General features: G+C 54.9%; 31 protein-coding genes and 1 riboswitch. Of the genes, 18 read left to right on the plus strand and 13 right to left on the minus strand.

Annotation, left to right across the window (positions count from 1 at the left end; translation table 11 throughout):
- Positions 1 to 29 precede the first annotated feature (29 nt).
- Positions 30 to 128: a peptide-methionine (S)-S-oxide reductase gene (locus GURA_RS24215; protein WP_083765044.1), complete on the plus strand. Its 99-nt coding sequence runs from the start codon at positions 30 to 32 to the stop codon at positions 126 to 128.
- On the opposite strand, the gene GURA_RS08875 is transcribed toward GURA_RS24215, so the two are convergent.
- Positions 115 to 453: a nucleotidyltransferase domain-containing protein gene (locus GURA_RS08875; RefSeq protein WP_011938647.1), complete on the minus strand. Its 339-nt coding sequence runs from the start codon at positions 451 to 453 to the stop codon at positions 115 to 117. The genes GURA_RS24215 and GURA_RS08875 overlap by 14 nt on opposite strands.
- Positions 454 to 1,105: 652 nt before the next feature.
- Between GURA_RS08875 and msrA the strand changes: the two genes are divergently transcribed.
- The 3 genes from msrA to vapC all read left to right on the plus strand — a co-directional run bounded on the left by msrA (position 1,106) and on the right by vapC (position 2,418).
- Positions 1,106 to 1,654 (plus strand): peptide-methionine (S)-S-oxide reductase MsrA, encoded by a 549-nt coding sequence (msrA, locus tag GURA_RS08880; RefSeq protein ID WP_011938648.1) that lies wholly within the window; start codon positions 1,106 to 1,108, stop codon positions 1,652 to 1,654.
- Between the two features lie 166 nt (positions 1,655 to 1,820).
- A complete protein-coding gene (locus GURA_RS08885; protein WP_041245369.1) occupies positions 1,821 to 2,030 on the plus strand; it encodes a hypothetical protein in 210 nt (69 codons plus the stop codon).
- Positions 2,023 to 2,418: a type II toxin-antitoxin system VapC family toxin gene (gene vapC, locus GURA_RS08890; protein ID WP_011938650.1), complete on the plus strand. Its 396-nt coding sequence runs from the start codon at positions 2,023 to 2,025 to the stop codon at positions 2,416 to 2,418. Before GURA_RS08885 ends, vapC begins: the two co-directional genes overlap by 8 nt.
- 35 nt (positions 2,419 to 2,453) lie before the next feature.
- Here the strand turns inward: vapC and GURA_RS24220 are convergent, their stop codons facing one another.
- The gene (locus GURA_RS24220; protein ID WP_232279019.1) at positions 2,454 to 2,528 is read right to left on the minus strand and encodes an SEC-C metal-binding domain-containing protein; all 75 of its coding nucleotides are present in this window, start codon (positions 2,526 to 2,528) and stop codon (positions 2,454 to 2,456) included.
- Between the two features lie 150 nt (positions 2,529 to 2,678).
- Here GURA_RS24220 and GURA_RS08895 point away from each other — a divergent pair, with 150 nt between their 5' ends.
- The gene (locus GURA_RS08895) at positions 2,679 to 2,879 is read left to right on the plus strand and encodes a PP2C family protein-serine/threonine phosphatase (RefSeq protein ID WP_041245370.1); all 201 of its coding nucleotides are present in this window, start codon (positions 2,679 to 2,681) and stop codon (positions 2,877 to 2,879) included.
- Between the two features lie 159 nt (positions 2,880 to 3,038).
- Here GURA_RS08895 and GURA_RS08900 read toward each other — a convergent pair whose 3' ends face one another.
- The 6 genes from GURA_RS08900 to GURA_RS08925 form a co-directional block, all read right to left on the minus strand.
- Positions 3,039 to 3,953 (minus strand): DUF4382 domain-containing protein, encoded by a 915-nt coding sequence (locus GURA_RS08900; protein WP_011938651.1) that lies wholly within the window; start codon positions 3,951 to 3,953, stop codon positions 3,039 to 3,041.
- Between the two features lie 83 nt (positions 3,954 to 4,036).
- A riboswitch (cyclic di-GMP riboswitch) is annotated at positions 4,037 to 4,113 on the minus strand.
- Positions 4,114 to 4,187: 74 nt separating this feature from the next.
- Positions 4,188 to 5,105, minus strand: a complete 918-nt coding sequence (locus GURA_RS08905) for a hypothetical protein (RefSeq protein WP_083764833.1) — start codon at positions 5,103 to 5,105, stop codon at positions 4,188 to 4,190.
- Positions 5,074 to 7,206 carry an HD domain-containing phosphohydrolase gene (locus tag GURA_RS08910; protein WP_011938653.1) on the minus strand — a complete coding sequence of 711 codons (2,133 nt, stop codon included), beginning with the start codon at positions 7,204 to 7,206 and terminating at the stop codon, positions 5,074 to 5,076. Before GURA_RS08910 ends, GURA_RS08905 begins: the two co-directional genes overlap by 32 nt.
- Positions 7,207 to 7,218: 12 nt before the next feature.
- Positions 7,219 to 7,719, minus strand: coding sequence for a prepilin-type N-terminal cleavage/methylation domain-containing protein (locus GURA_RS08915; RefSeq protein ID WP_011938654.1), 501 nt, complete (start codon positions 7,717 to 7,719; stop codon positions 7,219 to 7,221).
- 299 nt (positions 7,720 to 8,018) lie between these two features.
- Positions 8,019 to 9,446 carry a nicotinate phosphoribosyltransferase gene (locus tag GURA_RS08920; protein WP_011938655.1) on the minus strand — a complete coding sequence of 476 codons (1,428 nt, stop codon included), beginning with the start codon at positions 9,444 to 9,446 and terminating at the stop codon, positions 8,019 to 8,021.
- Positions 9,447 to 9,566: 120 nt separating this feature from the next.
- Positions 9,567 to 10,127: a tetratricopeptide repeat protein gene (locus GURA_RS08925; protein WP_157046162.1), complete on the minus strand. Its 561-nt coding sequence runs from the start codon at positions 10,125 to 10,127 to the stop codon at positions 9,567 to 9,569.
- Positions 10,128 to 10,438: 311 nt separating this feature from the next.
- Here GURA_RS08925 and GURA_RS08930 point away from each other — a divergent pair, with 311 nt between their 5' ends.
- A complete protein-coding gene (locus GURA_RS08930) occupies positions 10,439 to 11,314 on the plus strand; it encodes an SDR family oxidoreductase (RefSeq protein ID WP_011938657.1) in 876 nt (291 codons plus the stop codon).
- Positions 11,315 to 11,329: 15 nt separating this feature from the next.
- On the opposite strand, the gene GURA_RS08935 is transcribed toward GURA_RS08930, so the two are convergent.
- Positions 11,330 to 12,349, minus strand: coding sequence for a GGDEF domain-containing protein (locus GURA_RS08935; protein ID WP_011938658.1), 1,020 nt, complete (start codon positions 12,347 to 12,349; stop codon positions 11,330 to 11,332).
- 246 nt (positions 12,350 to 12,595) lie between these two features.
- Here GURA_RS08935 and GURA_RS08940 point away from each other — a divergent pair, with 246 nt between their 5' ends.
- Positions 12,596 to 13,228, plus strand: coding sequence for an esterase/lipase family protein (locus tag GURA_RS08940; protein ID WP_011938659.1), 633 nt, complete (start codon positions 12,596 to 12,598; stop codon positions 13,226 to 13,228).
- Between the two features lie 137 nt (positions 13,229 to 13,365).
- On the opposite strand, the gene GURA_RS08945 is transcribed toward GURA_RS08940, so the two are convergent.
- Positions 13,366 to 13,611, minus strand: coding sequence for a YtxH domain-containing protein (locus GURA_RS08945; protein WP_011938660.1), 246 nt, complete (start codon positions 13,609 to 13,611; stop codon positions 13,366 to 13,368).
- Between the two features lie 400 nt (positions 13,612 to 14,011).
- On the opposite strand from GURA_RS08945, the gene GURA_RS08950 reads away from it, so the two are divergent.
- The 4 genes from GURA_RS08950 (at position 14,012) to GURA_RS08965 (ending at position 16,903) form a co-directional block, all read left to right on the plus strand.
- A complete protein-coding gene (locus GURA_RS08950; protein ID WP_232278992.1) occupies positions 14,012 to 14,593 on the plus strand; it encodes a glycine betaine ABC transporter substrate-binding protein in 582 nt (193 codons plus the stop codon).
- 111 nt (positions 14,594 to 14,704) lie between these two features.
- Entirely contained in the window at positions 14,705 to 15,019 is a 315-nt protein-coding gene (locus tag GURA_RS08955; protein ID WP_011938663.1) for a GeoRSP system PqqD family peptide chaperone, read from the plus strand.
- Entirely contained in the window at positions 15,009 to 16,010 is a 1,002-nt protein-coding gene (locus GURA_RS08960; protein WP_011938664.1) for a GeoRSP system radical SAM/SPASM protein, read from the plus strand. The genes GURA_RS08955 and GURA_RS08960 overlap by 11 nt, the downstream gene beginning before the upstream one ends.
- Entirely contained in the window at positions 16,007 to 16,903 is an 897-nt protein-coding gene (locus tag GURA_RS08965) for a GeoRSP system SPASM domain protein (RefSeq protein ID WP_011938665.1), read from the plus strand. The genes GURA_RS08960 and GURA_RS08965 overlap by 4 nt, the downstream gene beginning before the upstream one ends.
- Positions 16,904 to 16,935: 32 nt before the next feature.
- Here the strand turns inward: GURA_RS08965 and GURA_RS24225 are convergent, their stop codons facing one another.
- A complete protein-coding gene (locus GURA_RS24225) occupies positions 16,936 to 17,283 on the minus strand; it encodes an OmpA family protein (RefSeq protein ID WP_157046164.1) in 348 nt (115 codons plus the stop codon).
- Between GURA_RS24225 and mutL the strand changes: the two genes are divergently transcribed.
- The 6 genes from mutL to GURA_RS09000 all read left to right on the plus strand — a co-directional run bounded on the left by mutL (position 17,270) and on the right by GURA_RS09000 (position 23,751).
- Positions 17,270 to 19,078 (plus strand): DNA mismatch repair endonuclease MutL, encoded by a 1,809-nt coding sequence (gene mutL / locus GURA_RS08975; RefSeq protein WP_011938666.1) that lies wholly within the window; start codon positions 17,270 to 17,272, stop codon positions 19,076 to 19,078. The genes GURA_RS24225 and mutL overlap by 14 nt on opposite strands.
- A gap of 92 nt (positions 19,079 to 19,170) precedes the next feature.
- On the plus strand, positions 19,171 to 20,103 hold the full coding sequence (miaA, locus tag GURA_RS08980) for a tRNA (adenosine(37)-N6)-dimethylallyltransferase MiaA (RefSeq protein ID WP_011938667.1): 933 nt from the start codon (positions 19,171 to 19,173) through the stop codon (positions 20,101 to 20,103).
- A gap of 11 nt (positions 20,104 to 20,114) precedes the next feature.
- Complete coding sequence (gene hfq, locus GURA_RS08985) at positions 20,115 to 20,339, plus strand: RNA chaperone Hfq (protein ID WP_011938668.1); 225 nt, start codon at positions 20,115 to 20,117, stop codon at positions 20,337 to 20,339.
- Between the two features lie 142 nt (positions 20,340 to 20,481).
- Positions 20,482 to 21,555, plus strand: a complete 1,074-nt coding sequence (locus GURA_RS08990) for an AI-2E family transporter (protein ID WP_011938669.1) — start codon at positions 20,482 to 20,484, stop codon at positions 21,553 to 21,555.
- A complete protein-coding gene (locus GURA_RS08995; RefSeq protein ID WP_011938670.1) occupies positions 21,555 to 22,847 on the plus strand; it encodes a DUF512 domain-containing protein in 1,293 nt (430 codons plus the stop codon). Before GURA_RS08990 ends, GURA_RS08995 begins: the two co-directional genes overlap by 1 nt.
- A 37-nt stretch (positions 22,848 to 22,884) precedes the next feature.
- Entirely contained in the window at positions 22,885 to 23,751 is an 867-nt protein-coding gene (locus tag GURA_RS09000) for a ChaN family lipoprotein (protein WP_011938671.1), read from the plus strand.
- A 100-nt stretch (positions 23,752 to 23,851) separates the two neighbouring features.
- On the opposite strand, the gene GURA_RS09005 is transcribed toward GURA_RS09000, so the two are convergent.
- Together GURA_RS09005 and GURA_RS09010 are read right to left on the minus strand one after the other, a co-directional pair.
- Positions 23,852 to 24,067, minus strand: a complete 216-nt coding sequence (locus GURA_RS09005; protein ID WP_011938672.1) for a GSU3473 family protein — start codon at positions 24,065 to 24,067, stop codon at positions 23,852 to 23,854.
- Positions 24,068 to 24,371: 304 nt separating this feature from the next.
- Positions 24,372 to 25,547: an IS4-like element ISGur4 family transposase gene (locus GURA_RS09010; protein WP_011937084.1), complete on the minus strand. Its 1,176-nt coding sequence runs from the start codon at positions 25,545 to 25,547 to the stop codon at positions 24,372 to 24,374.
- A gap of 278 nt (positions 25,548 to 25,825) precedes the next feature.
- Between GURA_RS09010 and greB the strand changes: the two genes are divergently transcribed.
- On the plus strand, positions 25,826 to 26,338 hold the full coding sequence (gene greB, locus GURA_RS09015; protein WP_011938673.1) for a transcription elongation factor GreB: 513 nt from the start codon (positions 25,826 to 25,828) through the stop codon (positions 26,336 to 26,338).
- The last annotated feature ends 17 nt before the right edge of the window (positions 26,339 to 26,355 follow it).

Consider the following 26,355-nt stretch of genomic DNA (forward strand, 5'->3'; position numbering starts at 1 on the left):
GAAGGAAGACTCAGCAACTGGGGGAAACCATGGGTGATGTGCGTGAAACTGCGACGCTGGCAGCAGGCTGCTTCTGGTGCGTGGAGGCGCTCTTCAAGAGGCTTGAGGGGATAATTACGAGGATTTAACATGGTGAGGGGCTGCATATAATTCTTTTCCCGTGGTCAATATTTCGCGCAGAAAGAAATCGTTCAAGGCCAGCCTCTCCTTGATCTGACGGGATGAACGGACAACGAGTTCAACCGGCAGGGTAGGCTTCAGGCGAGTGATGATGTCGGCAGCAACCCGCACACCCGAAACATCCTCATGCATGACCACCAGCAGGTCTACATCTGATTCAGCCCTGGCGCTGCCTGTAGCATACGAGCCAAACAGGATCACCTTTTCTGGCAAAAACTCTCTGGCCACATCGGCCACAAATTTTTGTATGTCCGTAAACGCTACGATACCCATATCGATTCTCCTGACACGCTCTCCTCATGCTGACGCGGCACATTTATCCCGCCGCGGGTCGTCCATTCGCACCTTGTTTAAACGACGAAACCAATCAGCGCTCATTTTACTAGGAAATATCCCGCGGTCAAGCAAAAACCCCCGTCCAGATTGCCCGGAGCGGAGAGGCACAGCCGATTCCGGTTAAATGAACGCAGTGCAAACTCACTGTATTCTCCGAATAGTCTTCTCCGTCTGCTCCCCCACCAACTGCATCAAGCGATATAATGCATCGCATTAGCACAAAATATATGATCGTATATAATTGCCACCCAGAATAAAAATTTGAGGCAAAATATATACGATCAAATACATGCAGGATTTAATCAGGAGCAAGGAACAGCCCTATGCGCCTTGGTGTCGGCCCCGTGCGCGGCAAGGTCGGTAACTAGGAGCCAGTCGGACTTAGGGAATCGTAACGAGAGAATGGCAAATCGAGGACAGATTATCGGAAATTTGAGAGCGAATAGTGGACCTATTTGTCGAAAATTTCCGGGAATATGGACCGATTTTCCGTTCTCGCAGTAGATTCATTCCTAAGTCCGACAGGCTCCTAGAGACGATTTTTCTGCTACACTTTCATGGAAGGTAGACTCAGCAACAGGGGGAGATCATGGGTGATGTGCGTGAAACTGCGACGCTGGCAGCAGGTTGTTTCTGGTGCGTGGAGGCGCTCTTCAAGAGGCTTGAGGGGGTGGAGCGGGTGGCCTCCGGCTATGCCGGAGGGGAGGTGGCAAACCCCACATATGAGGAGGTGTGCAGCGGCACGACCGGCCATGCGGAGGCGATCCAGATCACCTTCGACCCGGAGGTTATCTCCTTCGAGGAACTCCTTCAGGTGTTCTGGCGAAGCCACGACCCGACCACCAGGGACCGCCAGGGGGCGGACGTGGGGAGTCAGTACCGCTCGGCCATCTTCTGCCACGACGAGCGCCAGCGGCAGCTGGCGGAGCGCTCCAGGGCCGAGGCCGAAACGCTCTGGATAGAGCCGATCGTTACGGAGATCGTTCCGTTCAAGAACTTTTACCCGGCCGAGGGGTACCACCAGGATTACTACCGGCTGAACCGCAACCAGCCCTATTGCCGGCTGGTGATCGACCCCAAGATCCAAAAACTGCAAAAGGATTTCTCCGAGAGGTTTAAGGAGACACCGGGGGATTAAAAAATCCGTCTCAGGCAGGGGAAAAACGGAGCGGTTTGTGGGGAAGGGGCTAGCGAAGTTGTCGGAAAAAGGTATCGACATTCATGTAAATACTGCCATGTTTTGTGTTGACGTTCAGCACAAAAAATGTATCATGATTTGTGTAATCCATTCACGGAGGTCCATTATGGCACGCGCAACCGTTACCCTTCCACAGGACCTGCTGACCGAACTGATGTCTCTGGTGGGCGCCAGAAGCAAGACCGAGGCGGTCATCACCGCAGTCAAGGACGAGATCCGCCTGCGCAAGGTGGCACGCATCAAGGCCATGGCCGGACAGATGGAGTTCACCGCCGAAGCGGACGATCTGCGTCACGGAGACCGCCGCCTTGGCTAGGGTTCTGGTGGATACCTCGCTCTGGATCGAGTTCTTCCGCAAGCACGAGCCGTATCACGGTATCGTGACGCGGCTTATCGACGACGAGCAAGTCTGCTGCACCGGCACCATCCTTGCGGAACTTATGCAGGGGGCGAAATCGGACAAGGAGCTTGCCGTGCTCGGCGACTTTCTCCAGGTCTTCGAGTTCATTCCCGAGACCGCGGAACTGTGGGCCGAAGCCGGACGACTCTCTTTCAACCTCCGTCGCAAGGGGCTGACTACCGGCCTTGCCGATTGTTTCATCGCCGTGGCGGCCTCTCTCGCCCGCGTTCCCCTGGCAACACTCGATGGTCATTTCGAAGTACTCAAGAAACCGGCAAAGATTTCCCTCTATCCGCTCCAGTAAATCACAGGAACCCCGCCAGAGACGCTGTTTATTTATCAACTGCCGCAGCACTTCTTGTGCTTCTTCCCGCTTCCGCACGGACAAGGATCGTTCCTCCCTACCTTCTCCACAGGAAACCTTGGGTGGCTCCCTTAGCTGGATACACCACGTCTGCTTGCCGGTTTTCGACGACAACGGGAAATTTATCGGCACACGCGGGAGCTTTTCGGACATTACAAAACGCAAGCAGGCCGAGGAGAAAAACCTGCGACTGGCTGCTCATGTATACCGACGGCGTTACTGAGGCGGAAAATGCCCATGGAGAATTGTTTGGCGCCGAACGGCTCGGCAGGATCGTTGCCGCTCAGTACCAGCGCCACCCACAGGAGATCATAGACGCGATCCTGGAAGGACTGGCAGCCTTCAGCGGCGCCAGGCCTCGTGACGACGATGTTGCCATGGTTGCCGTTAAAATCACGTAGGGGAAAGAAGACTCCCCGGCCTTTGTGTCAGGCTTTGCATCAGGTGAGGCAAGAAAAAATGTCGATTGCAGCTAATGGTATGATCTTCGTGCTGCGCTGATTTCCTTGAAGGAAAGATCGGAGGGCCTTCCATCGAGAAGGCCCTCCTTGTGAGGCAGGTCAGGGTTGCGGTACGAGGGGGATGGTGCCGAGTCCGGACTCGAAGCCGGCAGTGACGTTGGTCACCGGCGAGGAGTAGGGGGCGAATCCGTTTGCCCGGACATGCACCCGGTAGCTGCCGCCCGGCACGAAGGCGGAGAAGGGGCCTTCCCATCGGCCGCTCGTGTAGCTGCTGAAAACGGTGCCGCTGGCAATCGGCACGCTGCTTGTCGGCGGCATCACTGACACGGTGGCGCTCGACCAGTCCTTGAAGGTGGCGGCAATCGTGCCGGTGAGCGACCCGAAGCTGCCGAGCACCGTCGAGGGCTGGACGATGCGGATGCCGGTCGGCTTCAGGTTGTAGTCGCCGTTGCCCCGGACAACGATGGCCGTGTTCGGGTCAAAGTCGAGCATGATGGCGTTGATCACCCCGGCCTGGACCGTGAACCGGCCGAGGACCTTGAGTCCCGACTGCTGGCCGCTCGGGGTCTTGAGGGGGATCTTCGTCAGCGGGTCGCTCTTGAGCGTCAGGTAGTTGTTGGGGGTGGCCCCCTGACCGTTCGGGTTCGGCTCGAGGATGAGACGGACCTGGTTGTAGCTCCCGGCCGGAAGGACGATGCTGCCGAGGATCTGCTGCTGGAACTTGAGGGAGAGGATGTCGACCGGTTGCGGGGTGGCGTAGGTCACGACCACCGGAAGCCCGGGGTCGTTGTCCGCCGCATTCTCCATCCCCGCCGGCACGACCCGCACTTCGCGAATCGTCACGACCACCTGTTGGTAGGCGTCGCTCGGCTTGTCCGTGAGACCGACCTTGAGCGTGCCGACCGGGGCCGTCCCCGTGCCGCCACCACCGCACCCCGGCAGTTGCGCCACGCCGAGGGCACCCAGCAGTACGAGGGCTGCCAGGGCGAATACATTCTGCATCCTTCTTTTCATATCTACTACCTCCTGGTGAAAGTTCCCCACCTCTGCCCGGTGTTGCGGACACAAAAAAACCGGGGCAGAAATACGATTGATATTTCGGCAACCCGGCTGTCTCGGTGAGACCCAGTAGGCTTTCCGCCCCATCCTCGCGGATGGTTGAGTATTATCGGCTATCACCTGGGGTATATAATGTGGCTATATTGCCCGAATCGGGGGAAATGTCAAGCTTTCGATTGGAAAGGTTGCTCACCTCTTATTAATGAAACCCAGATTGTATTTCGTTCCGCTCCGTTTCAGTTCCTCGGCGAGCTGTTCCGGCATATTCGACTTGAGGTCCGCAATTTCCCCGGAGAAACTGTCCCTGGCCTCTTCGACCTTTGACTCGAAACTTGCCAGGCGGCCTGAAGGCTTATTTGCCAGGTCGTTAAGCTTCAGGTAGTTGCCGTACATGCTTTGTAATTTCGTCGACAATTGCGCGTATTTTTCCGGTGGGTTCTCCAATTTACGCATGACCTGGTCGACCTCACCCTTAACTATGGCCATATCTTCCTTCTCTTCTCTGCTTATCTCCTGATCGTCGGGGGGATCGGCCCCCTTGTCCTTCTTCCATTCGGCGATGGCGTCGCCATACGTCCTGCTGCACAGCTCCATGCCCGACTTGATGCCGTAAATAGCCAGCACGTAGTTTGTCAGGTACTGTCGCTCCGTATTCTTGCGGTTGTGCGATGCTCCGCTCAAGAGTGCGACGATGGACAACAACACGAGGCAGGCCGTGATGATTCTGAAGCGGACCGGCTTGTTTCTCAACACGGCGAAGTTGGCGCTCCCCGTTTTTGCCTGTGACGGGCCATGTCCGGCTTGCTCCCACTTGGCAGGAGAATAGCCGTAAAAAAGGCGGCCGCAATAAGTGCATCTGGGAGAGTCCGCCTGCTTTTTGGCGCACCAGGAACAGATGATTGCCGAGTCTTGCGGCAGCCTGATTTTCCAGTTTACCAGATATCTCGTGGCACAATTTCGGCAGGTTATCGTGACTGGCCGCATGAGGCAGTGCAATGTGCGGACTCTGTCGCTGTATCCGCATTTCGGGCAGACGAGTTTCAATGTTCCATCCTTCCGTTTCAGGCCGCAATCTTCAAATAACGAGTTGGTATTGGACCGCAGCATTCTCCAGCGTCATGCGGTCGTTGATTTTAAGGACCGTCTGCACCACAGCCGGGTCGAACTGGCTGCCCGAATTCTCCTCCAGGTACGAAATGACGCGGCTGTACTCCCATCCCGGACGATATGGGCGGTCAGTGATCAGGGCATCGTAGACATCTGCCACTGCCAGGATGCGCGCGCCGAGAGATATGGCGTCTCCGGCCAGCCCGTGGGGATACCCTTGCCCGTTGAACCATTCATGGTGCTGGAGGACGATGGGAATGAGATTATGATATGCCTGGATGGGTCCCATGATCTCTGCGCCGATTCCGGGGTGCTTTTTGATGATGGCGTATTCTTCGTCCGTCAGTTTGCCCGGTTTGTCGAGTATGGTTTCGGGAACGCCGATCTTGCCGATGTCGTGGAACAGTCCCCCTTTCTGGAGAGTTTCCAGTTCAGTCTCGGAGAGCCTCATTTCCCGGCCGATGTTCAGCGCCACGGTGGTGACCCTCCAGGAATGGCCGGCAGTCCATGGCGATTTTGCGTCAACGGCATTTGCCAGCGCCCTGATGGTCCCCAGGTTGAGGAGGTTCAGTTCCTCGATGAGACGGACGTTCTCCAGTGCAACCGCGATCTGGTCCGCAATCTGCCGCCCCCGCAGCAGGTCCTCACGAATATGCTCAGGGGTGCGTCGGTAGCCCAGCGTGAGGACCCCGGACAGAACGTTCTTGAGAAATATCGGCACGAGGTAGCAGTCACGGGCACCCTCAGCTGCCATCGGCGCAATGAGCATGCTGAACGACTGGTCCCCCGACGCAACGTGGAAACCCTCGCCGGCTCTCTGGAGTATGGCCATCTCATCGGCGGAAAAAGCCGAGATACCTTGTTGCGAACCGGCAACGGAAAGGCTGTAGGAACTCTGGGCCATGTCGACGATCGTCGGATTCGTCAGGGAGACGCACACCCATTCGCAAGAAATGACGGTGCGCAGGTTTGCCATGACCGTATCTACGATCTTTTCTTCATTTTGTCCGGCCAGGATCATCCTGACGATCCGTCCCATTTCGGACAAGGTCTGAAAATGTTTCTTCAGGTGGGACGTCATGTCGTTAAACGATTCGGCCAGTTTTTCAAATTCATCTCCGCTGGTAACGGTTACTCTATGGTCGAAGTCGCCCTGGCTGATCTTTTGGGCACCATCCCGGAGGACCGTGAGAGGGACCATGTTTCTGCGGATTTGAATGCTGCTGATAAAGATTACGACCAACAGGGTCAGGAAAACGACGAGGTAAAACGTTCGGGCAAACTTACCTGCCGATTTGAAGGCGTCGTGCGTCGATTGGCTGGCGACAACCGTCAACGGCTCGGCACAGAAAGAGTATTTGAGAAAAAGCGACCAGTAACTGACGAGATACTTTTCACCCCCATGGCGACCCTGGAAGTGACCGACTGAAGATTGCCCGAGTTTTGCCGTTACCTGCGTGATAAAACCTGGCGGCGACAGGGAGCTGTACAGCAATTTACCGCCTGAACCAAGGATGCAGACATTCGTTCCAAGTGGAAGCGTATAGCCAACAATCTCCCATAGATAATCGGCGTTGATTTCGCCGACCAGGAGGCTTTGCCCCGGATCGTCCTTATTTAAGGCTGTGGCCATAAACATACGCCCCGTTCCATCCCGGCCATCCTGTAAAAAAAACAGCACCTTTCCGTCTGCTATGTGTTTGCGCTCTGCGGCAGTCAGCGGGGGATAGGGGCAGGGTGGGCCGAAAATGTTTCTGGCGCCCCCCTGTCCTGCAAAGATGGTAAGGGCGAGGAACCTTTTACCCGGGTCTCCGGTTCCTGTGTCGCGTCGATACCCATGGCCTCCGCGAGTGATCTCTTTTCCGGAGTGCGCCAAAGATTCCAACTCGTCCTGCAACCTGTACAAAATCTCATTTATTGTCATTCCGATGTTTTTGCTTGTATGCTTCAGCAAATTAAGGCTTTCATTCCGGGAGTTGTCCGTCACCTGCCACAGCGAGACGGCCGCCAGGGCGCAGACGGGGAGGAGGGCGCAGGCGACGAAAAGGCTGAACATGCGCCGGGCCACCCTGTTGCGGACAAATGAGAAGTTTCGTTTCATATCGGTTCCATGTTAAAAGTCCGATACCAGGCCGATAAAGCCGCCATTGTTGGTGCGAAGAATATCGTCCTGACTATCTTTTGCGGTGAGCGCCGGCTTGCTTTTCCCATCCGCACCCATGCTGTACAGATCGAAATCGGAGTTCAGAGGGTTGAGGAAACGGACTTTCCGTAAACTCCCCTTCCCCTTTATGTCGCCATCGGCAATGTTCAGGTACTGGTATGCATGTCCCCAAGGGTCGAGAAGATTGCCATAACCGATGTCGCCGAGCGTATCGGGTTGGCGATTGTTGCTCACCGTGTATGCGACGATGGAGGTTGCCAGCATGCGTATCTCTGCTATAGTGCGGACTATGCGCGCCTTGTTGTAATAATCGGAATAGGCGGGGATGGCGATTGCGCTCAGGATGCCGATGATGGCCGTAGCTGTGACCAGTTCGACAAGCGTGAATCCTTTCCGACTTGCCGGCGCCGGGGACAAGTTTCTTATGTGATATGGGTGTATCTGCGGCACAAAAGCCCCCACTGAACGAGCACGCTCATTTAGTAACAGGACAGGCATGGAAAAGGGCGGGGGACGTGACCTGAAACGTTGCATTCATCCCGGTAAAAGCCCGGTTCTAATGCTTCGCTTCGGCAGGTTGCGGCAAAATCTTTAATGTGAAAGCGGGAGGGGCTTGTGATAGGGGGGGATGATCGGCATTCTGCGGGAGATAATGGGCACTTTTCGCTGGTTTCGCTAGGCTTGATCCGTTCTCCGTCCGAGATGCCGGCGGCGTAATGTCACCTTTTGCGTGTTCTCTTCGTGTGCGATCACCATTCCTGCCGCACCTCTTCCATGAGCCGCATGCGCAGATCAAAGAGACCATTGCTGATGGAAACCTTGTAGATATGTGGATTGATGAAGCGGAGGCATCCATGGGGAAGGCGAGTGAGTTGCCCGGCGCAATGGTCTGCCATCTGGTCGAGGGTCGGCTCCCGGTCGGATGTTCGTTTCCCGCCTTCCATGACCACGTTGCGCAGCTCTGTAAACCGGGCATCCGCAGGTATTGTGGTGTACTGGAGGGGATTGACGGGATTGTACACCGTTTCTCCCGGCAGCACCGTTTCGTCCGCCAGCGTGATGATGTCCATCAGGAATGAGCCGTCCGGTGTCACAGCCCGTAAGAGCCTCTTGCGGTCGGGCAGGGTGGCCTTGGCGATGTCGCTTGTCACCTTCAGCTTCGGCCGGTCGCCGATCTTCACCAGCTTGTAGACCCCTCCGAGGGCTCCGCCACCTTCTCCCATGCAGGTTGCCAGCTTGGTTCCCACCCCGTAGATATCCACTTTTCCCCCTCCGGAGAGGATCGATTCGATGACGTATTCGTCGATTTCGTTGGAGGCGAGGATCTTTGCCTCCGGGAACCCCGCTTCGTCCAGCATCCGTCTGGTTTCCCTGGAGAGGTAGGCCAGGTCGCCCGAATCGAGGCGCACGCCGACCAGCTCATGCCCCCGTGCACGCAGCTCGCGGGCGACGGTGATGGCGTTGGGGATGCCGCTCTTCAGGGTGTCGTAGGTGTCGACGAGGAGAATGCAGGTGTCGGGGAAGACTTCGGCGTATCTGCGGAAAGAGGTCAGTTCGTCGTCGAAGGCCATGATCCAGCTGTGGGCATGGGTCCCCTTGACCGGAATGCCGAATGTCTTGCCTGCCATGACGTTGCTCGTGCTGCGGGCTCCGCCGATATAGGCGGCCCTGGCAACGCTGATTCCGCCGTCGGGTCCGTGGGCGCGGCGCAGGCCGAACTCGATCACCTTGGCGCTCCCCGCCGTATGGGTGACGCGCGCCGCCTTGGTGGCGACCAGGGTCTGGAAGTTGATGATGTTCAGGAGCGCCGTCTCCACGAACTGGGCCTCGGCCAGGTTCCCTTCGATGGTGAGGAGCGGTTCGTTGGCAAAGACTATGGTCCCCTCCGGCGGTGCGGTCACCCTTCCCCTGAAGCGGAAACCGCGCAGGAACTCTATGAAGTTCGGCCGGAAGATGCCGAGGCTTCGCAGATATGCCAGCTCGTCGTCGCTGAAGGCCAGGTTTTCCAGGTAGGAGAGGGCGGTGTCGAGCCCGGCGAAGACCGCGTAGCCCCCTTTGAACGGGTTATGGCGGTAGTAGAGGTCGAACACTGCCGGCGTTTCGTGCATCCCTTCTTCCAGGTAGCCGGCAAGCATGGTCAATTCGTAAAGGTCGGTGATGAGCGGTGAATAACGCATGGCTGCCTCCATGGTTAAACTAGTGTCCATCCGGAAACTCTGGATGAGACACTATTGGTTTCCAATTCGGAACCTAAACTATATCATAAGGATGATGCCGCGCCATATTATGGCGGGGGGCTAACGGGTGATTGCCTCCAGCAGCTTTGCCGCCAGCTCTCCATCGAGTGGCTTGAGCATGTCATACTCTTTCCGCGCGGAATCCTTGTCTCCCATGGCGTAATAGGCCATTCCCCTGTTGAAACGGGCGTTCGCATCATCCGGCTTGAGGCGGAGTACCTGACCGTAGGCCTCTATCGCCTCCTGAAAGCGGCCGAGCCGGTAATAGATGCCTCCCAGGTTGCCGTATGCCGGCAGGAAGTCGGGATTGAGGCGCACCGCCTGCTTGAGGGACGCGGCCGCCTCCTCATGGTTGCCGAGAAAGGCGCTTGCCGTGCCGAGATTGAACCAGGCAGCCGCATCAGCGGGAGTAATGGCGATCACTTTTCGGAACGCCTCGGCTGCTTCCCGGTAACTGCCGGACCGGTTCAGTTCGAGCCCCTTTCGAAACCATTCTGCGGCCCCGGTAAAGTCCACCGCTCCTTTTTCCCGGGGCGCGGATTTGGGTTCGACTGCCCCATGGACTGCAATTGCCGTAATGAGCGTCACAATAAGCGTAGCGAGAAACAGGCGCACGTTCATCTGTTTTCCTTTAAATACAAAAATGCAGTTGGACACGGATTTACACGGATAAATCAAGGACATATTCCCTAACCCTTCCGGTCTTGGTTCTCGGTCTTTTAAATCCGTGAAAATCCGTACAAATCAGATTTGATCCGTGTTTAAATGCTTTTTCAAGGTTAAAATACGTCTTCGAGGATTATAGCAGAAAAGACGGGACGCGCCGCCCTTCGGCATTTCGCCGGAGAGTTTTCTTCTGGAAACGGATGGTCGATTCTGGTATGAATCAGGTGCAGGCTAAGGAATTGCTGCGCCAAAACGGAGGTATTTGAATGGAAAAGGTTTTAATCGTCGGTTGCGGAGATATGGGGAAGCGGGTGGCTGGACTGGTCATGGCGGAAGGCGCCGACGTAAGCGCCCTGGTCAGGTCTGCGGAGAAGGGGCAAAAACTGGCGGAGTTGGGGATTCAGCCGGTCGTCGGCGATCTGGACGAGCTGTCTTCACTGGCTACCCTGCCGACAAGGGACGCCCTGGTCTTTTACTTCGCCCCGCCCCCCGGAGGCGGGAACATGGACCCGCGGATGCGCTCTTTCTGCGCCTCCATCGAGGCGGGCAATGAGCCGCGTCGCGTTGTCTACATGAGCACCAGCGGGGTTTACGGCGACTGCGGAGATGCACTCGTTACCGAAGAGACGCCGCCAAACCCGCAGACCGCCCGGGCCAAGCGCCGCTATGATGCTGAAACGGTGCTCAGCGAGTGGGGGCGGGAGAGGGGGGTAGAGGTGGTCATTCTCCGCGTGACGGGCATTTACGGCCCCGGCCGCCTTCCCATCACCCAGCTTGCCAACGGCCATCCACTGCTCGATGAACGGCTATCTCCCCCGACCAACCGCATCCACGCGGAGGATCTGGCCCGGGTATGCGTTGCTGCCGCGGAAAAGGGGGATGATGGCGACATCTTCAACGTCAGTGACGGCCGGGTCGGAACCATGTCCCAGTATTTCAATGCCGTTGCCGATATTCTCGGTTATCCCAGGCCGCGCCAGATTTCCCTGGAAGAGGCCCATCGGGTGATGACTCCGCTGATGCTCTCCTATATCTCCGAGACCCGGCGCATGGGCAATGGCAAGATGCTGAAGAAGCTCGGCATAAAACTCCTCTATCCAACCCTTGAGGAGGGGTTGAAGGCATGTGTGCGGCGGGATTGAGCCGAGACGGGATTATCAGGGCCGAACCTTGACATTCTTGTTGACCCTGGAAATATTTTCTTTTTTCCTGAGATAGATTGTTGTGGACGGATTGATTTTGAACCCTTGTAGCAGGAATGACGCGTTTGATTTTATCCACCCTTTTGCTTCGAATTGATTGTCTGAGTGCTGCTGACCTTCATTGATAATCGCATGTTTTAACCCGTTTTTGTTGTCGGACTTCACGGCGTACATCAGGTCATCGGCTTTTTTCAGCATTTCATCGACCGATTCCGGTGGAACGTTGTAGGTTACCATGCCGATGCTGAAGGTCACGGGCCATCCTCTGCACTCCATGGCCGCCGCAAGTTTTCCCTGCAGCTTGGTTATGGCAGACAGCGCGTGTTCGGCGCCGGTTTCCGGCAGGATAATGACGAATTCGTCACCGCCGATCCGTGCGACGATATCCGCATAACGAACGTTATCCTGTATGGTGTCGGCGACGATGCACAGGAGGTCGTCCCCCACATGGTGCCCCTTTTTGTCATTAACGGTCTTGAAATTATCAAGGTCAATGTAGGCAACGGTGAACGAACGGTTATAGCGGCTCGACCGGTAAATTTCCTGTTCTGCAAGTTCATAGAGATAGCGGCGGTTCAGCGCCCGCGTGAGAGGGTCGATTCGCGCCAGCTTCTTTTCCTGGTCATGCTTTTCCCGTAACGTTGAAAACATGAGGCCGAGCATGAACAGATAGCTTGTTTCGATGATGAAATCCCATGAATGTAAAAATTGTGGGGATGAAGCGGGGTGTTCCAGCAGCTTGTCGATAAAGCTGGCGATGCTGCAGGACATGCAGATGAACAGCCCCGACCGTTTACCCACGAACCATGCCACGAGAAAGACCGGGATCAGATAGAAGAGTATGAAGGAGAGTTCACCGGTGAGGTAATCGATGAACGCCAGGAGAAACACCAGTGCATAGCCGGCCATCAGCAGGTAAGTTTTCGTCTTCCCTTCCAGATATGCAAAAAGCTTGTTATGGATAGTGGTGTACATGGCGATCTTCTTTTCTCTGTACCAAGCTTGGCTTCTTAATGAGAACTACAGCAAGAACCCTGCCAGCATGATCGGTGCTACAGCCATCAGTCGTCAAGAGCGCAAAATATGTGTAAAATCATTGATATGGCAGGCATCGACCGGCTGACCTTCGCTGTGTAATACTCTTATGGGTCAAGTTCTTGAGAAATCTCCTGCGGAATAACGGACAGCATGATAAGGCGGGTGTCGGCCGATGGAGGCGAAATGGAAAACCGGATGCGAACGGGGCTGCCGGATACGGTCATCCTTGTCCACGGCCTCTGGATGACAGGGGTGGAACTTTCCCTTTTGGGGTGGCGGTTGAAACGCTGCGGTTTCGAGGTGCGTTACTTCCGTTACCGCTCCTGGCGCGGAACTCTGGATGAAGCGGCACTCCGTCTCGGCAAACTGGTCGGCAAAACCGCCGGCGAAAGGGTGCATCTTGTGGGGCACAGCCTTGGCGGGATCGTCATTGCCAGAATGTTCGAGCTGTCTCCGCCGGCAAGGGCGGGGAACGTCGCTTTCCTCGCTTCACCCATGGGTGGGAGTGCTTTCGTAACGGCGCTTTTCCGCTGTCGAATCGGCCGTTTCATCCTTGGCAGGGTCATCGGCGAGGCGCTGATGGAGAACAGGCCGTTCTGGTCCCAGGGGAGGGACCTCCTTGTCATTGCCGGCACCTTGCCGCTCGGGTTCGGAGTGTTTTTCGGGGTGCCCTCTCCCCATGACGGGACAATAGCCGAGGCGGAAACCAGGGTGGCGAATGCCAAATCAATGCGGGTGAGGAGCTCTCACATGGGGATGGTTATTTCACCGGGAGTTGCTGAAATACTATGCAAGTTTTTCAGAGGTGATGATTGAGGTGTCGCAGAGAAAATCTGCTAAAAAGAAATCTGGACGGGGATGCGACCGGTAAGCCTGTCTGCAGGCCGAAAGGTTCCGCAACCATCCGGTTCGCTTGCGGAGCCTTTCGGCCATATTTAACTTTCGTATGCCGCTTATATCCAGGCGTCGCCGCCATCATACTGGAGGGCGTCTCCCTTGGTTTTTCGGCTCATCTTGAACTTTGCTTCCTTGGCGCAACATTTGAGTTTATCCAAAGCTTCCTCTTTGGCCTCACCAAGTTTTTCCCTTACCTCTTTCCCCGTTTTGGGGGTCAAGAGAAGCGTCACGCCGGCTGCGAGCACTGCGCCGGTTAAAAATGCCATCATTGCTGCGCTCTCGTTATTCCTGTTGTTTGCCATGACTCCAGCTCCTTTCTGTCGCATCATGAGAAATTATCCTGTTTATTTTTAGCACATAATTTGTCCCATGAAAACCCTTTGTTGCACGTTTATTTGAGACTTTGTTCATGCGGGCAAAGATTTGGCGGGCGAAGGGGGCTGAATATCGAGCCGGTCCGGCCGATGGTAAGGATTTTCAGTTGCCGCGGATGGAAGCTTTCCCAGTTGACACCGCTCTCTTTGCGGGTGTATTAAAACGAAGATTTCTATGCCCGGGAAAGCAGGTGGGGAGCGCATGCGTCCCCTCATTTTGGATGCCGGTAAAAATAAATATTGCCGTAAATACGGAATTGCAATTATGATCAAATCTGTTCGGTAGTGGGCTGTTCTTGTTTTTTGGGCTTGACCTTAATGGGGGTTGATGATGAGAAGATCTTTTTTTCTGCTGTTGATGTTGCTGGTTCTGGTGCTGAATCAAACGGCTCACGCCTGTGTCGGCAAGATACTTAATATCGGCATTCCCAACTCTGCCAATGAACAGCTCCTGGCGGAGATGATCGCGACCCTGGTCACCGAGAGGACCGGCACGACGGTGAAGATAATTGTCTATAAGGATGAACGTGAACTATATAAAGCAGTAAAAAAAGGTGATGTCGGCATTCTCATTGAAAATACCGATCATGCCATGAAGATGGTGGCCAAGCCGAGGGAGTCCAACGCTAAAACGGCTTACGAGACGGCAAAGAGTGAATACCGGAAAAACCTGAACCTGGTCTGGCTCGATCCCCTCGTTTCGGCAAACGGTGCTGCGGGGAGCATATATTATGCGCCGGTATTGTCGCTTGATACCCTCAGCAATCTGCCTGCCCTGCCGAAACTGATCAACAAGCTGTCCGGCATACTCAAAGAGGATGCCTACGCGAAGCTGCTCAAATCGGTGAAATCGGACGACAAGCCGAGAAAGGTGGCAAGGGATTTTCTCAAATCTAAAAAGTTGATATGATCGATTGATCCAAAGTTCCCTGATCGCCGGTCAATCATGCGCGGTAATCGATCCGTTATGGATTTTTGTTGTAACAGACTGAAGCGGTTTAGGCCGGCTGAGAGGTAACGGATGTCGAAGATCTATAGAAATCCGGACGTCATGTGGCGCGAGGAGGATGAATCCAGAGAACAGGCCAATGCAGCATTGGAAAAGGGAGAAAATGCCGAGGATATCGGGACTTCGCTCCTCTTCTCCGACGGCATGATGGTTACGCTCAACGTGCTTGGCACCGAAATATGGAAGATGTGCGATGGCAGGGAAGTGGACGAGATTGTCGCTGAACTGCTCACGCAGTTTGACGTTGAGGCGGATGTTCTTAAAAACGATGTGGCAGGTTTCCTTGAGGAGCTTGCCGAAAAAGGATTTATCCATTATGAGGAGTGATCCGACCCTTAAAGCGCCGCTCACCATCAACTGGGCAATCAACAATAACTGCAATTTCTTCTGCAGACACTGCTACAGCAGGAGCGACACAACAGAGGAACTGTCCGGCGAGGTACTCTGCGCCGCCATGAAAAGGGTCGCTGCAACAGGGGTGCTCTCCGTCAACTTCGGCGGCGGCGAGCCGCTGTTGCGCCGGGACCTGCTTGCCATCGCCTCCTGTGCAGCCGGATGCGGCATGCGGGTTTCCATGAACAGCAACGGCTACCTGATCGACGGTGAGAAGGCCGTTGCCCTGAAAAATGCCGGTTTCTCCAAGGTCGGCATCAGCATCGACAGCCATGAGGCTTTGGTCCATGACCGTTTCCGGGGAGTTGCCGGCAGCCACGAGCGGGCGGTAAACGCACTTGGCCGGCTGCGCGAAGCGGGCATCAAGACATCCATCTCCACGGTTATCTGCACCTTCAATCATGAACAGATCGACAACCTCATCGAATTTGCCCTGGCAAACAAGGTCAGCCAGCTCAATTTCCACAACTTCAAATGCTCCGGGCTCGGCCTTGCCAACAAGGACGAGCTGGACCTGACCCCTGTTCAGTGGCAGGAGTTTTACCGCAAGGCGCTGCGGGCGAAAGAACAGGTCAAGGAGCTGGACATCTCCCTCGACGACCCGATCATCGCCTCCCTCGGTCTGAAGAGCGGCAGCAGCCTGGTGAAGGGGAGCGTCTGCGGCAAGCTCTCCCTCAACATCAAATCCAACGGCGACATCACCCCCTGCGGTTTCATCCCCGTCGTCATCGGCAATATCATCCGCGATGACCTGAAAGAGATCTGGGACAACTCACCGGTACTGGAGAGACTGCGCCACAAAACCCCGACCGGCAAATGCGCCTCGTGCAGCGACTACGGTGAATGTCTCGGCGGTTGCAGCGCTCGGGCTCTGGCCATGACCGGCGATTTCAACAGCCCTGATCCCCACTGCTGGGTACCATGAATCTTACCGAATTGAAAACGCCGATCCGCCTTTACTGGGACCTGCCGTCACACCCGGCTGACACAAACCTGGATTATCCGGGTATCTGCGAGCAGATCATCTCGCTCAGGATACTGAGCCTCGGTATAACTGAAACGGCCCCCGCCGTGAGCGACGGCTGTCTGGCGATTCTGGAGAGGCTCAAAAAGCAGCCCATTGCCACATCCCTTACCGTTTCTTCTTCTGTGCTAGACACTGCTGCCCTGTCCCTCCTTCACGGCTTTAACGTCCGCCTGCTCCTGGTCCGGGCCTCCACCCTGGACGACCTGCGGGTAGTGCCCCGGCTGAAGACTTCCGATGGGGCAAAGCCACAGCTCGGTGTTTCCTTTGAGGTCAGCGCTGATAATTTCGGAATCCTGCCGGAGGTATTGTCCTATTGCGTGGAGAACGGCATCCAGCACCTGGTCCTTCCCATGCAACGGTTGAAGGCAGGCGATGATTGCTTTCAGCTGGGCAGGTCCGAGCGTGAATCGCTCTCCTCAAATCTTGCCGGGATCGACCGGCCCGCCACCATGAAGATCACTATCCACGACCCGTTTCTCTGGCGGGTGTTTTTCCCCAGCGTCTCCTTTCCCGACGGTAGTTGCCAGGCGGCAAACACCATGCTTTATATTGCCGGGAACGGCGACGTCCATCCTTGCCCTACCTTGCCGTACAAGCTCGGCAATCTTGCCGGCACTACATTGCGTGCGATTGTTGAATCAACTGGAAAAAAAGAGTTGAGGGAAAGGCTCATCAATCCCCCTGCGGGGTGCGCATGCTGCGCTGAGCTGGATCAATGCCGGGGCGGCTGCCGCGGTAGGGGATATTTTCTGACGGAATCGTGGGATGAGGCCGATCCGGGCTGTCTTTGATTTGCCAGGAGCCGCGGCACCCGTGTTTCGGCTTATTTCGCCGGCGTTTTTTTCTCGCTTGTGGTGGGCCGGTCCATTTCCATTGGAACAAGGGCGATCTCAATACGGCGGTTAAGCTTCCTCCCCTTTTGGGTGTTGTTGGAAGCCGCCGGTTGGTTGGGACCGTAACCTGTCAGGGCAAGAAGCTTCGGATTTATCTTTCCCTTCTTCTGCAGGTGCTTGACCTGAGCATCTCTTGCTTTACAAATCAAGGTTGTATGGGGTATCTTGTGGCCTGATAAATACCGAATACCTGGCCAAACTTGTTGATGATTTAACGCAGAACTTTGAACGTAGAACATAGAACTATGTAGTACGAGGTTTGCCGTGGCCACACGCATCAAGATACTTCCCGAAAACCTGACCAACAAGATTGCCGCCGGCGAGGTGGTGGAACGCCCCGCATCGGTGGTGAAGGAACTGGTGGAGAACGCCCTTGACGCCGGCTGTTCCGAGGTGGTGGTGGAGATCGAGGCAGGTGGGAGGCGGCTGATCAAGGTCACTGACTCCGGTTGCGGCATGACCCGGGAGGATGCCCTCCTGGCTCTGGAACGCCATGCCACCAGCAAGATAGCCAGCGACAGCGACCTGTTCGGCCTGGCTACCCTCGGCTTTCGCGGCGAGGCGCTCCCCTCCATTGCTTCTGTTTCCCGTTTCGCTCTCGCCACCAGGGAAAAAGGGGCAATCGAAGGAACGGAGATCTACGCCGAAGGGGGGCGGGTCAAGGAGGTCAAGGTCTGCGGCATGGCCGAAGGGACCGTGATTTCGGTGCGGAACCTGTTTTTCAACACCCCGGCGCGGCTGAAGTTCATGAAGAGCAGCGACACCGAGGCGGGGCACGTGGGGGATCTCCTCACCAAGCTGGCCATTTCCCGGCCCGATGTGCGCTTTATCTACAACAACGACGGCAGGACCATATTCCGGGCGCTGGATGCCGACCTGCGCGAGCGGGTGGCGACTCTCCTCGGCCGGGCACTGTCGGCCGACCTCTATCCGCTCGATTTTCACGACGGCCCGCTCGGCGTTACCGGATTGATCGCCAAACCGGAATGCAGCCGCTCTGCGGCTTCCCACCTATACACATACATCAACGGCCGCTTCATCAAGGACAAGGTGGTGCAGCATGCCGTGCTTCAGGCTTACCGCAACTTCATGGAGCGCGGCCGCTACCCGGTGGTGGTGCTGTTCATCACTGTTCCGGCCGATGAGGTGGATGTGAACGTCCATCCGACCAAGCACGAGGTCAGATTCCGCGAGCAGGGGAGGGTGCACGACGCCATCCAGGCGGCGTTGGAGTCGGTCCTGCGCGCCACCCCCTGGGTGCGGAAGCAGGCAGCGCCGCAACCGTTCGCTTCCCCCCCGCCGGCATCGGAGGCAAGCGCGACACGAGTTGCCGAGGTACGGGAGACCCTTGCCAGGTACAGCCCGGAAAAGCATCTGCAGCAGTCCTTTACGGTGCCGCCTGCTGCGACATTCCAGCGGCAGCAAGGCGCTGTCTCGCTTCCCGTTGCGGCCAGGGAAGACGATACCGCGTCAGACAAGACGGAGTCGAAGGGCTATTATTGTTCGCTTTCGGTTATCGGCCAGTTCAATGCTGCCTATATCCTCTGTCAGGATGGCACTGACCTGGTGATCATCGACCAGCACGCCGCCCACGAGCGGGTCGCCTTTGAAAAACTCAAGGCGCAGTTTGCCGCGGCACAAGTGGAGTCGCAACGGCTGCTTTTTCCCGAGACCATCGAGCTTTCTTTCAAGGAAGGGGCGACTCTCAGGGAGCATCTGGCTGAACTGGGCAGGCTCGGTTTTTCCCTGGAGGAATTCGGCGGCGCAACCTGGCTGTTGAACGCCGTCCCCCGTCTCTTGAGCGGCACGGACTACCTGCGCACCCTGAGGGATATCCTCGAAGAGTTGCAAACTCTCGGCAGAAGCCGTACCTTTGCCGATGCACTGGAAGAAATCCTTTCCCGCATCGCCTGTCACAGTGTGGTGCGGGGCATCCATCCCCTGAACGGGCAGGAGATCAGTGCCCTCTTTGCCCAGATGGATGCCACCGAGTTTTCCAGCAACTGCCCCCACGGCAGGCCGGTGCTGCGCAGCTTGACCCTTCCCGAGATCGAGCGGATGTTTAAAAGGTAGTGAAAGGCGGTCGGTGGTCGGTGGTCGGTGGTCGGTGGTCGGTGGTCGGTGGTCGGTGGTCGGTCGGCAGTGGATGGTGGATGGTGATGTTGATGGTCGATGGTGAAGACAAAATAAAACTGATAATTATCGTCGGGCCGACCGCTTCCGGCAAGACCGAACTGGCGGTTCGTCTGGCTGAGCGTTTCGATGGGGAGATTGTCAATGCCGATTCCATGCAGGTCTATCGCGGTATGGACATCGGCACGGCAAAGCCTTCGCCGCAGTTGAGGCAACGCGTTCCCCATCACCTCGTCGATATTGTCACACCGGACGTGAATTTTTCCGCCGCTGATTTCCGCAGGGAGGCTGCTGCTGCCATTGACGACATCCATAGTCGCGGCAAGAGCGTCTTCGTTGTCGGTGGAACCGGGCTTTACATCCGGGCACTGCTCCAGGGGCTGGTCGATTCTCCCAGCGGCGACGAATCCATTCGCCGGGAACTTGTCGAACTGGCGCAAACAGTGGGCAACGAGGAGCTGTTGCGCCGGCTTGCCCTGGTCGATCCTGAAACGGCGGAACGCCTCCACCCCAATGACCGGCTGCGGATTATCCGCGCCCTGGAGGTATACCGCCAGACCGGCCGGCCCATATCCACGTTCAGGAGCGAGCACGGGTTTGCCGATACCTATTACGATTGCCTTAAGATCGGCCTGCGCGTTGAGCGGCAGGAACTTTATCGCCGCGTTGAGAGCCGGGTCGAGGTGATGATCGAGCAGGGGCTCATCGCCGAGGTGGAGGGGCTTTTACGTGCCGGTTACACTCCCGATCTGAAGTCAATGCGCTCCATTGGCTACAAGGAAATATGCGCCTATCTTGCCGGTGAATGTACGCTGGACGAGGCGGTACAGTTGATAAAAAGGGATACGAGACACTACGCAAAGCGGCAAATGACCTGGTTTAATAAAGATTTTGAAATTAATTGGGTTGAATATCCTGAGAGTTTTGCTACTATTTGTAACCATGTGATAGAATTTTTTGCTTAAAGGAGAGGATCATGCCGAAAGCACCGTTCAATATCCAGGATCAGTATCTGAATCAGGCGCGCAAGGAGCGGGTCAAGGTTACTGTGCAGCTCATGGCCGGTACCAAGATGGAAGGGTATATCAAGTCTTTCGATAATTTCTCCGTGCTCATGGAAGTCCAGGGGGACATTCTTATCTATAAGCATGCCATCTCAAGCATAACATCAGTGGACGGCACGTTCCGCCTGCACCAATAGCATTTGTCTGCTTCAACCAAAGAACAGCAATTCCTGCATCAATCAGATTTGATCGGCGATAAAATGTTTTTTCAGGATAAAGCGTGTAGGGGTGGCCTGACGGGTCTCCCCTACACGCATTTCAACATCCGGTACTTAACCAATGAACAATAAAGAAAAATTCCTGGCCGTTCTTGCCGGGCTTTTATGCATAGGCGCAATCATTCTGGTTTATTTTTCGGTGACCATTTTCCTGCCGGTGTTTATAGCCCTGATCCTTACTTATATCCTCAATCCGCTCGTCGTCATGCTCGTGAAGAGGGGGATGAACCGGACAGTGGCCATCATTGCCGTTTTTTGTTTCCTCGTTCTTCTGGCAATGCTTACCGGCTTCCTCTTTATCAGCTCTCTGAAGGCCGAATTCAGCACCGTGCAGATAAACCTGCCGGAATACGCCGGCCGGCTTTATGGGTACATTCCCGGAGAGGTCAAGACCTATCTGGATATCGAAACTCCCGCAAAGGCCTACCAGCACCTGAACGCCGCACTGGAAGAGCTGCGCGGCATCTCTTTCAACCTGTTCAAAGAGACCTTTGCAGTCGTTACCCGGGCCTTCAGCTCTACCCTTGCCTTTATCCTTGCCGTGCTCGGCTATTTCATCACCCCGATCTATCTTTACTATTTCCTCAGCGACCTGTCCGAAATGAAAAGCGGTATGCTCGACCTCATCCCCGAACGCCACCGGGACCGGTTGCGGGAGAGAGTAGGTGAGGTCAATGAGGTCTTGTCCGCCTTTGTTTGCGGCCAGTTGTCGGTCTGCGCCATCCTTGCCGTGCTCTACAGCATCGGCCTTTATGTTATCGGCATCGACCTGGCGGTGCTGATCGGAACGCTGGCGGGCGCCCTGTTCATCATCCCCTATTTCGGCACCATCCTCGGCATAATTTTCTCCATGACCATGGCGCTGCTCAAATTCCACGACTTTCTCCACCCGCTTCTCTGCCTGGGCTGGTTCGCCCTGGTTCAGGCTGCGGAAGGAGGGATCATTACCCCGAAAATCGTCGGGGACAAGGTCGGCCTGCACCCAATCATCACCATTCTGGCGCTACTGATCGGCGGCCAGTTGTTCGGCATTTTCGGCATGCTCCTGGCGGTGCCGGTGACCGCTGTTTTGAACGTATTTTTCCGCTCGCTGCTCGATTATTACCGGAGAACAGCCTACTATAAAGGTGCCTGATGGACGGATTACTCATTGAAAAAGTCATGCCCGGCAGCGTTGCCTCCGAGCTGGAAATAGAGGCGGGTGATCGGCTCCTGGCCATAAACGGCCACCGGTTGCGGGATATAATCGACTATAACTTTTTCTCGGCCGATGAGGAACTGACCCTGGAAGTGGTCAAAAGCGACGGCGAGGTGTGGGAGATCGAGGTCGAACGGGATGAGTCCGAGCCGCTCGGCCTGATGTTCCCGGCGCCGGTTCCGGCCCAGTGCGGCAACAAGTGCGTTTTTTGTTTCGTTCACCAACTTCCCAAAGGGCTGCGCGCACCGCTCTATGTGAAAGATGAGGATTATCGCCTATCCTTTTTGTACGGCAATTACGTCACCCTTGCCAACATCGGTCGTGCGGAGGTCGAACGGATCAAAGAACAGCGACTGTCGCCGCTTTACATCTCCGTTCACGCAACCGATCCCCTGTTGCGGGAAAAGCTGCTCGGCAAGTCCGGGATCGTTCCGATCCTTGAGGTTATGGAGGAGCTTGCCGCTGCCCGCATCACCATGCACACCCAGGTAGTGCTCTGCCCCGGAATCAATGACGGCAGTTTCCTGGAGCAGACGGTCAATGACCTGGCGGCCCTTTATCCCCTGGTTGCCTCGCTGGCGGTGGTGCCGTTGGGATTGACCCGGCATCGCAAAGGTCTGCCGGAGCTGCGACCGGTGACCAGTGACTACGCCGCCGACCTGATTGCAGCCTGGCAACCGCGTGCGAAGGAGCTTGCCGGGCGGTTGGGCGAACCGTTTCTCTTCTTCGCCGACGAGTTTTTCATCAAGGCCGGCCTTCCGTTTCCTCCCATTGAGGAGTACGGGGATTTTCACCAGGTGGAAAACGGGGTAGGGATGGTGCCGCTCTTTCTCGATGAGGCCGCCGAAGTTCTCGACCAGGCTCAACCTTTGCAGCCCGCTACGATTACCGTTGTCACCGGCGAGTCACCTTATCAGTATCTTAGCGATTTCCTCCGCAACCTGGGGCAAAAAACCGGCATTACCTTTCGTCCAGTGGCGATCAGAAATCGTCTGTTCGGCGATAGTGTCACCGTTACCGGTCTGGTTTCCGGTCGGGATATCATTGACGGTCTCCGGGAGGTGGAGGTCGGGGATTTGGTCCTGATCCCCGATGTGATGTTGAAAGAGGGGGAGGGTGTGTTTCTCGACGACTTGTCTGTGGCCGATCTGCAGGATGCCTTGCACAAGGAAATAGTTGTTGTGGAATCGACGCCGTGGGGAATATACCGGGCGATTACCGGGGTTTAGGCGGTTTGTCCCACGAACATCGAACGGGGGATAACCTATGCAAAATTCTTGGACGGCTGTACCGCTATTTCTTATGCGGCTTGGTCTGGCGCTCTTCTTTCTGCTGTCGCTTCCGAGGGGGGGAGAATGTCACGCCGAGCGATCGGTTCTCAGGGTCAGTGACCGAAAGATAATCAGCTTCAGTCGGATGATGGACGAAATCAAGGGCACCCAGGTGGTGGTTATCGGCGAAAACCACGACAACCCCGAACATCATCAATTGCAGCTTGACGTCATTGACGCTTTCCATCAGGCAGACAGACCGCTGGTGATAGGTCTGGAGATGTTCAACGCCGACAATCAGCGGCAGCTCGACCGCTGGATTGCGGGAAAACTGGACAAACCGAGCTTTATCCGACTCTATTACGACAACTGGCGGATGCCGTGGTCTTTGTACAGTGAAATTTTCCTCTATGCCCGTGACCATGGGATTCCGCTTCTAGGTCTTAACATTGAGCAGGGTATACCCCAGAAAGTGGCACGCCGGGGATTTGGATCGCTTACGCGCAAAGAATTGAAAAAAGTGCCATCCGGCATCACCTGTGATGTGGATGCTGCCTACATGGCGTTCATAAGACGTGCCTATACAACCCACACCAGGGACGAGAAATCCTTTGTCCATTTCTGTGAAGCCCAGAAATTGTGGAACGTGGCAATGGCTTCGCGAATCATCGGTTATTTTGAAAAGCATGTCGGACAAACCATGGTGGTTCTTACTGGGACAGGCCATGCGCTGAAAAGGGGAATGCCTGCGGAGATAGGGCAGTCCTCGCATCTGACATATAAGGTTATACTCCCGGAATTTCCTGAAATGGCAAGGAAAGACGTTACAGTTAACGACGCTGATTACATGATTCTGGAGTGAGCACCTTCGATATGGTAATAAAAAACAAGGGGACAGTCTGGTCGGCTGTCCCCTTGTTTTAGTATGTCGATTGTAATGGCCCTCTTCGTCACTTCTGAAGTTAATTGCCGCTATTCGTCAGTTTTGCCTTCCGCCTTTCCTTGTCCTGGTACTTGTCATAGCTAAGGCCATCCTCCCGTATTCTGTCAACGCCGATTTTTACCCATTTGTCCGTGCGGCAGAATTCGGTGATATTCCCCGTACGTATCAGGTATTCCAGGCAATAATCTTCAACAATGTCATAGCTTTCGTCGTCGTAGCGTACCATTACCTTCATGTTATCTCCTCGACAAGCATGTAAGTCCGTAGGCGTTTTAATGAACCGTCAACGTACCTATCGTACGCATTCAAAAAAAACTTTAATTTAAAATGCAATTATTTATGATTGGGTGAAAAAAAGTTTGTTTAGAAATGGGTTGTGGATTGGATTGGATGATTGGGGCTTTGACAGTTAAGGCTACAGCGTCGAAAATATTGACTGTGTAACAGGCACTGACTGAAATGAACGGGATCAGGCCGTAAGCCTTGAATTACATTGGCTCAAAGAATAGCATCAATCATATTTACTCAGTAACTTCCGGTTAGGTTTTTGCACGACGTTTCTTACGTTTCAACTGTCTAATTTTGTTTGAGTTACCTTGTATTCTTGTGCGACGGCTCTGCTGTTCGGCTGCTGCTTCATTTGCAATCTGATTGCGTAATTCTCGTACCCTGCTAATGCTGACTGGCTCCTGGTGCTGCTCACGGCAATAGATGGCTAGCAGCAGATAGGTGATGAGACCACCAAGTATTTGAACCATGAGACCATATTCGCTTCTGGCAATCAGGTGATACACCTTTAGGTGGCGTTTCCACCAACCGAAGAAGGTCTCTATGTTCCAGCGCAGTTTATAAACCTGGGCCACTTCTTCAGCCGTCAGGTCGTATCTGTTGGTTGCTACCCAGTAGTCCTTGCCGTCAATACGGTAACCAACAAGGCGCAGCTCTTTCTCAGTCTGGTTTATACCTTTGGTGCCGAGAAGTACTATCTGGTCATAGAAGACAATACTGTCAGGATTTACGGCATTCTCTCTGATGACGGTTTTGTGTGTATTCTCCCTGATACGGCAGACAAAAAACTTCTCGGCGGCCTGCCACTGGTCAAAGTGATTATGAGACTGATACCCACGATCCATGACACCGGTTTCGCCTTTGTCGATGATCTTATCAACAAAGGGGCGCTCACCCTCTTTACCGTCGGTCAGGAATATCTTCCTTGGAATACCACGGTTGATATCGAAGCCGATATGGGCCTTGGCCTTCTTAGAGCCGCTTCGGTAATCTGCCCATTCCATAGATAGAACAGCATCTATCAAAGAACCGTCTATGGATACCAGATTGCCAAGGTGAGCATATTCATCGGGAAGCACTCTGCCTGCTTGCTTGACAAGATGCCCGAATACCTCGGAAAGCTGTTCAAGACCACGGTTGTTGATTGCCTCAAAGAAAGAGCTCTTTTTGATTCCCTTGGGGGGAGCAACACATTCCTTGGCGAAGTCATCCTGATCCAGCGCCTGGAGAAGTTCGCTCCCGGAAGAGAACTCTTCCAAGTGATAAAAGATCAGGGCTTTTAGCTGATCATCGAAAGTCATTTGCAACGGGCGATACCCCCTGGATTCAAGTTCATTATCTGACTTGAATCTCTCAAAAATCGGGGTAAGAAGCAATTTGAAAGCGCGTGATTTTCGTCTTTGTTTCAGTCGTTTGAACGGTCGCATATCGTAACTCCTGTAATATTGGATAGTTACGAGTGCGGACCACCGTTTTTTTACTCAAAGTCAAGCAAATAATGCGGTATAACGCTGATTTTACAACTTTTTTACATTCTCAAAGAACCTTGCAAAGACCAAACCGGACAATGCTGATATTTACTTCGTTATTTTCTGGTTTCTGTGGTAGAAATTGTCGCGGAATCTCATTCAATCAAATTTGATCCGGCTCGCCTGCAATTATTTTAGCGGACAATTGTCTGTCAGAAAACCACAAGGAAAATGTCATGGTGAAAAAAATGGGCGCAGAAGAACCACGCTCTAATTATATAACCCCTGAAGGGGCAAAATGTCTGCGTGATGAACTGGATTACCTCTGGAAGGTGGAGCGTCCTCGCGTGACCCAGGCCGTTTCAGATGCTGCGGCAGAAGGGGACCGTTCGGAGAATGCCGAGTACATTTACGGCAAAAAGCGCCTGCGCGAGATTGACCGTCGTGTCCGATTCCTCATCAAGCGGCTTGATGCGCTGACTGTTGTGAATAATCAGCCGGAACGGCAGGGGAAGATATTCTTCGGTGCCTGGGTGCGCCTGGAAACAGAAGATGGCGACGAGGTGGTGTACCGGATAGTGGGACCCGATGAATTTGACGTGGCCAAGGGATTCATCAGCATGGATTCTCCCGTGGGACGAGCCCTCCTCGGCAAACAGGAAGGGGATGAGGTGGTGGTACGACGCCCGGCGGGTGCTACGACCTTCACTGTTCTTGATATAAGCTACCGGCCGTTTGCAACGGATTAGAACGGAAATGGCAACGG

The organism is Geotalea uraniireducens Rf4, assembly GCF_000016745.1.
GTDB classification, from domain to species: Bacteria; Desulfobacterota; Desulfuromonadia; order Geobacterales; family Geobacteraceae; genus Geotalea; species Geotalea uraniireducens.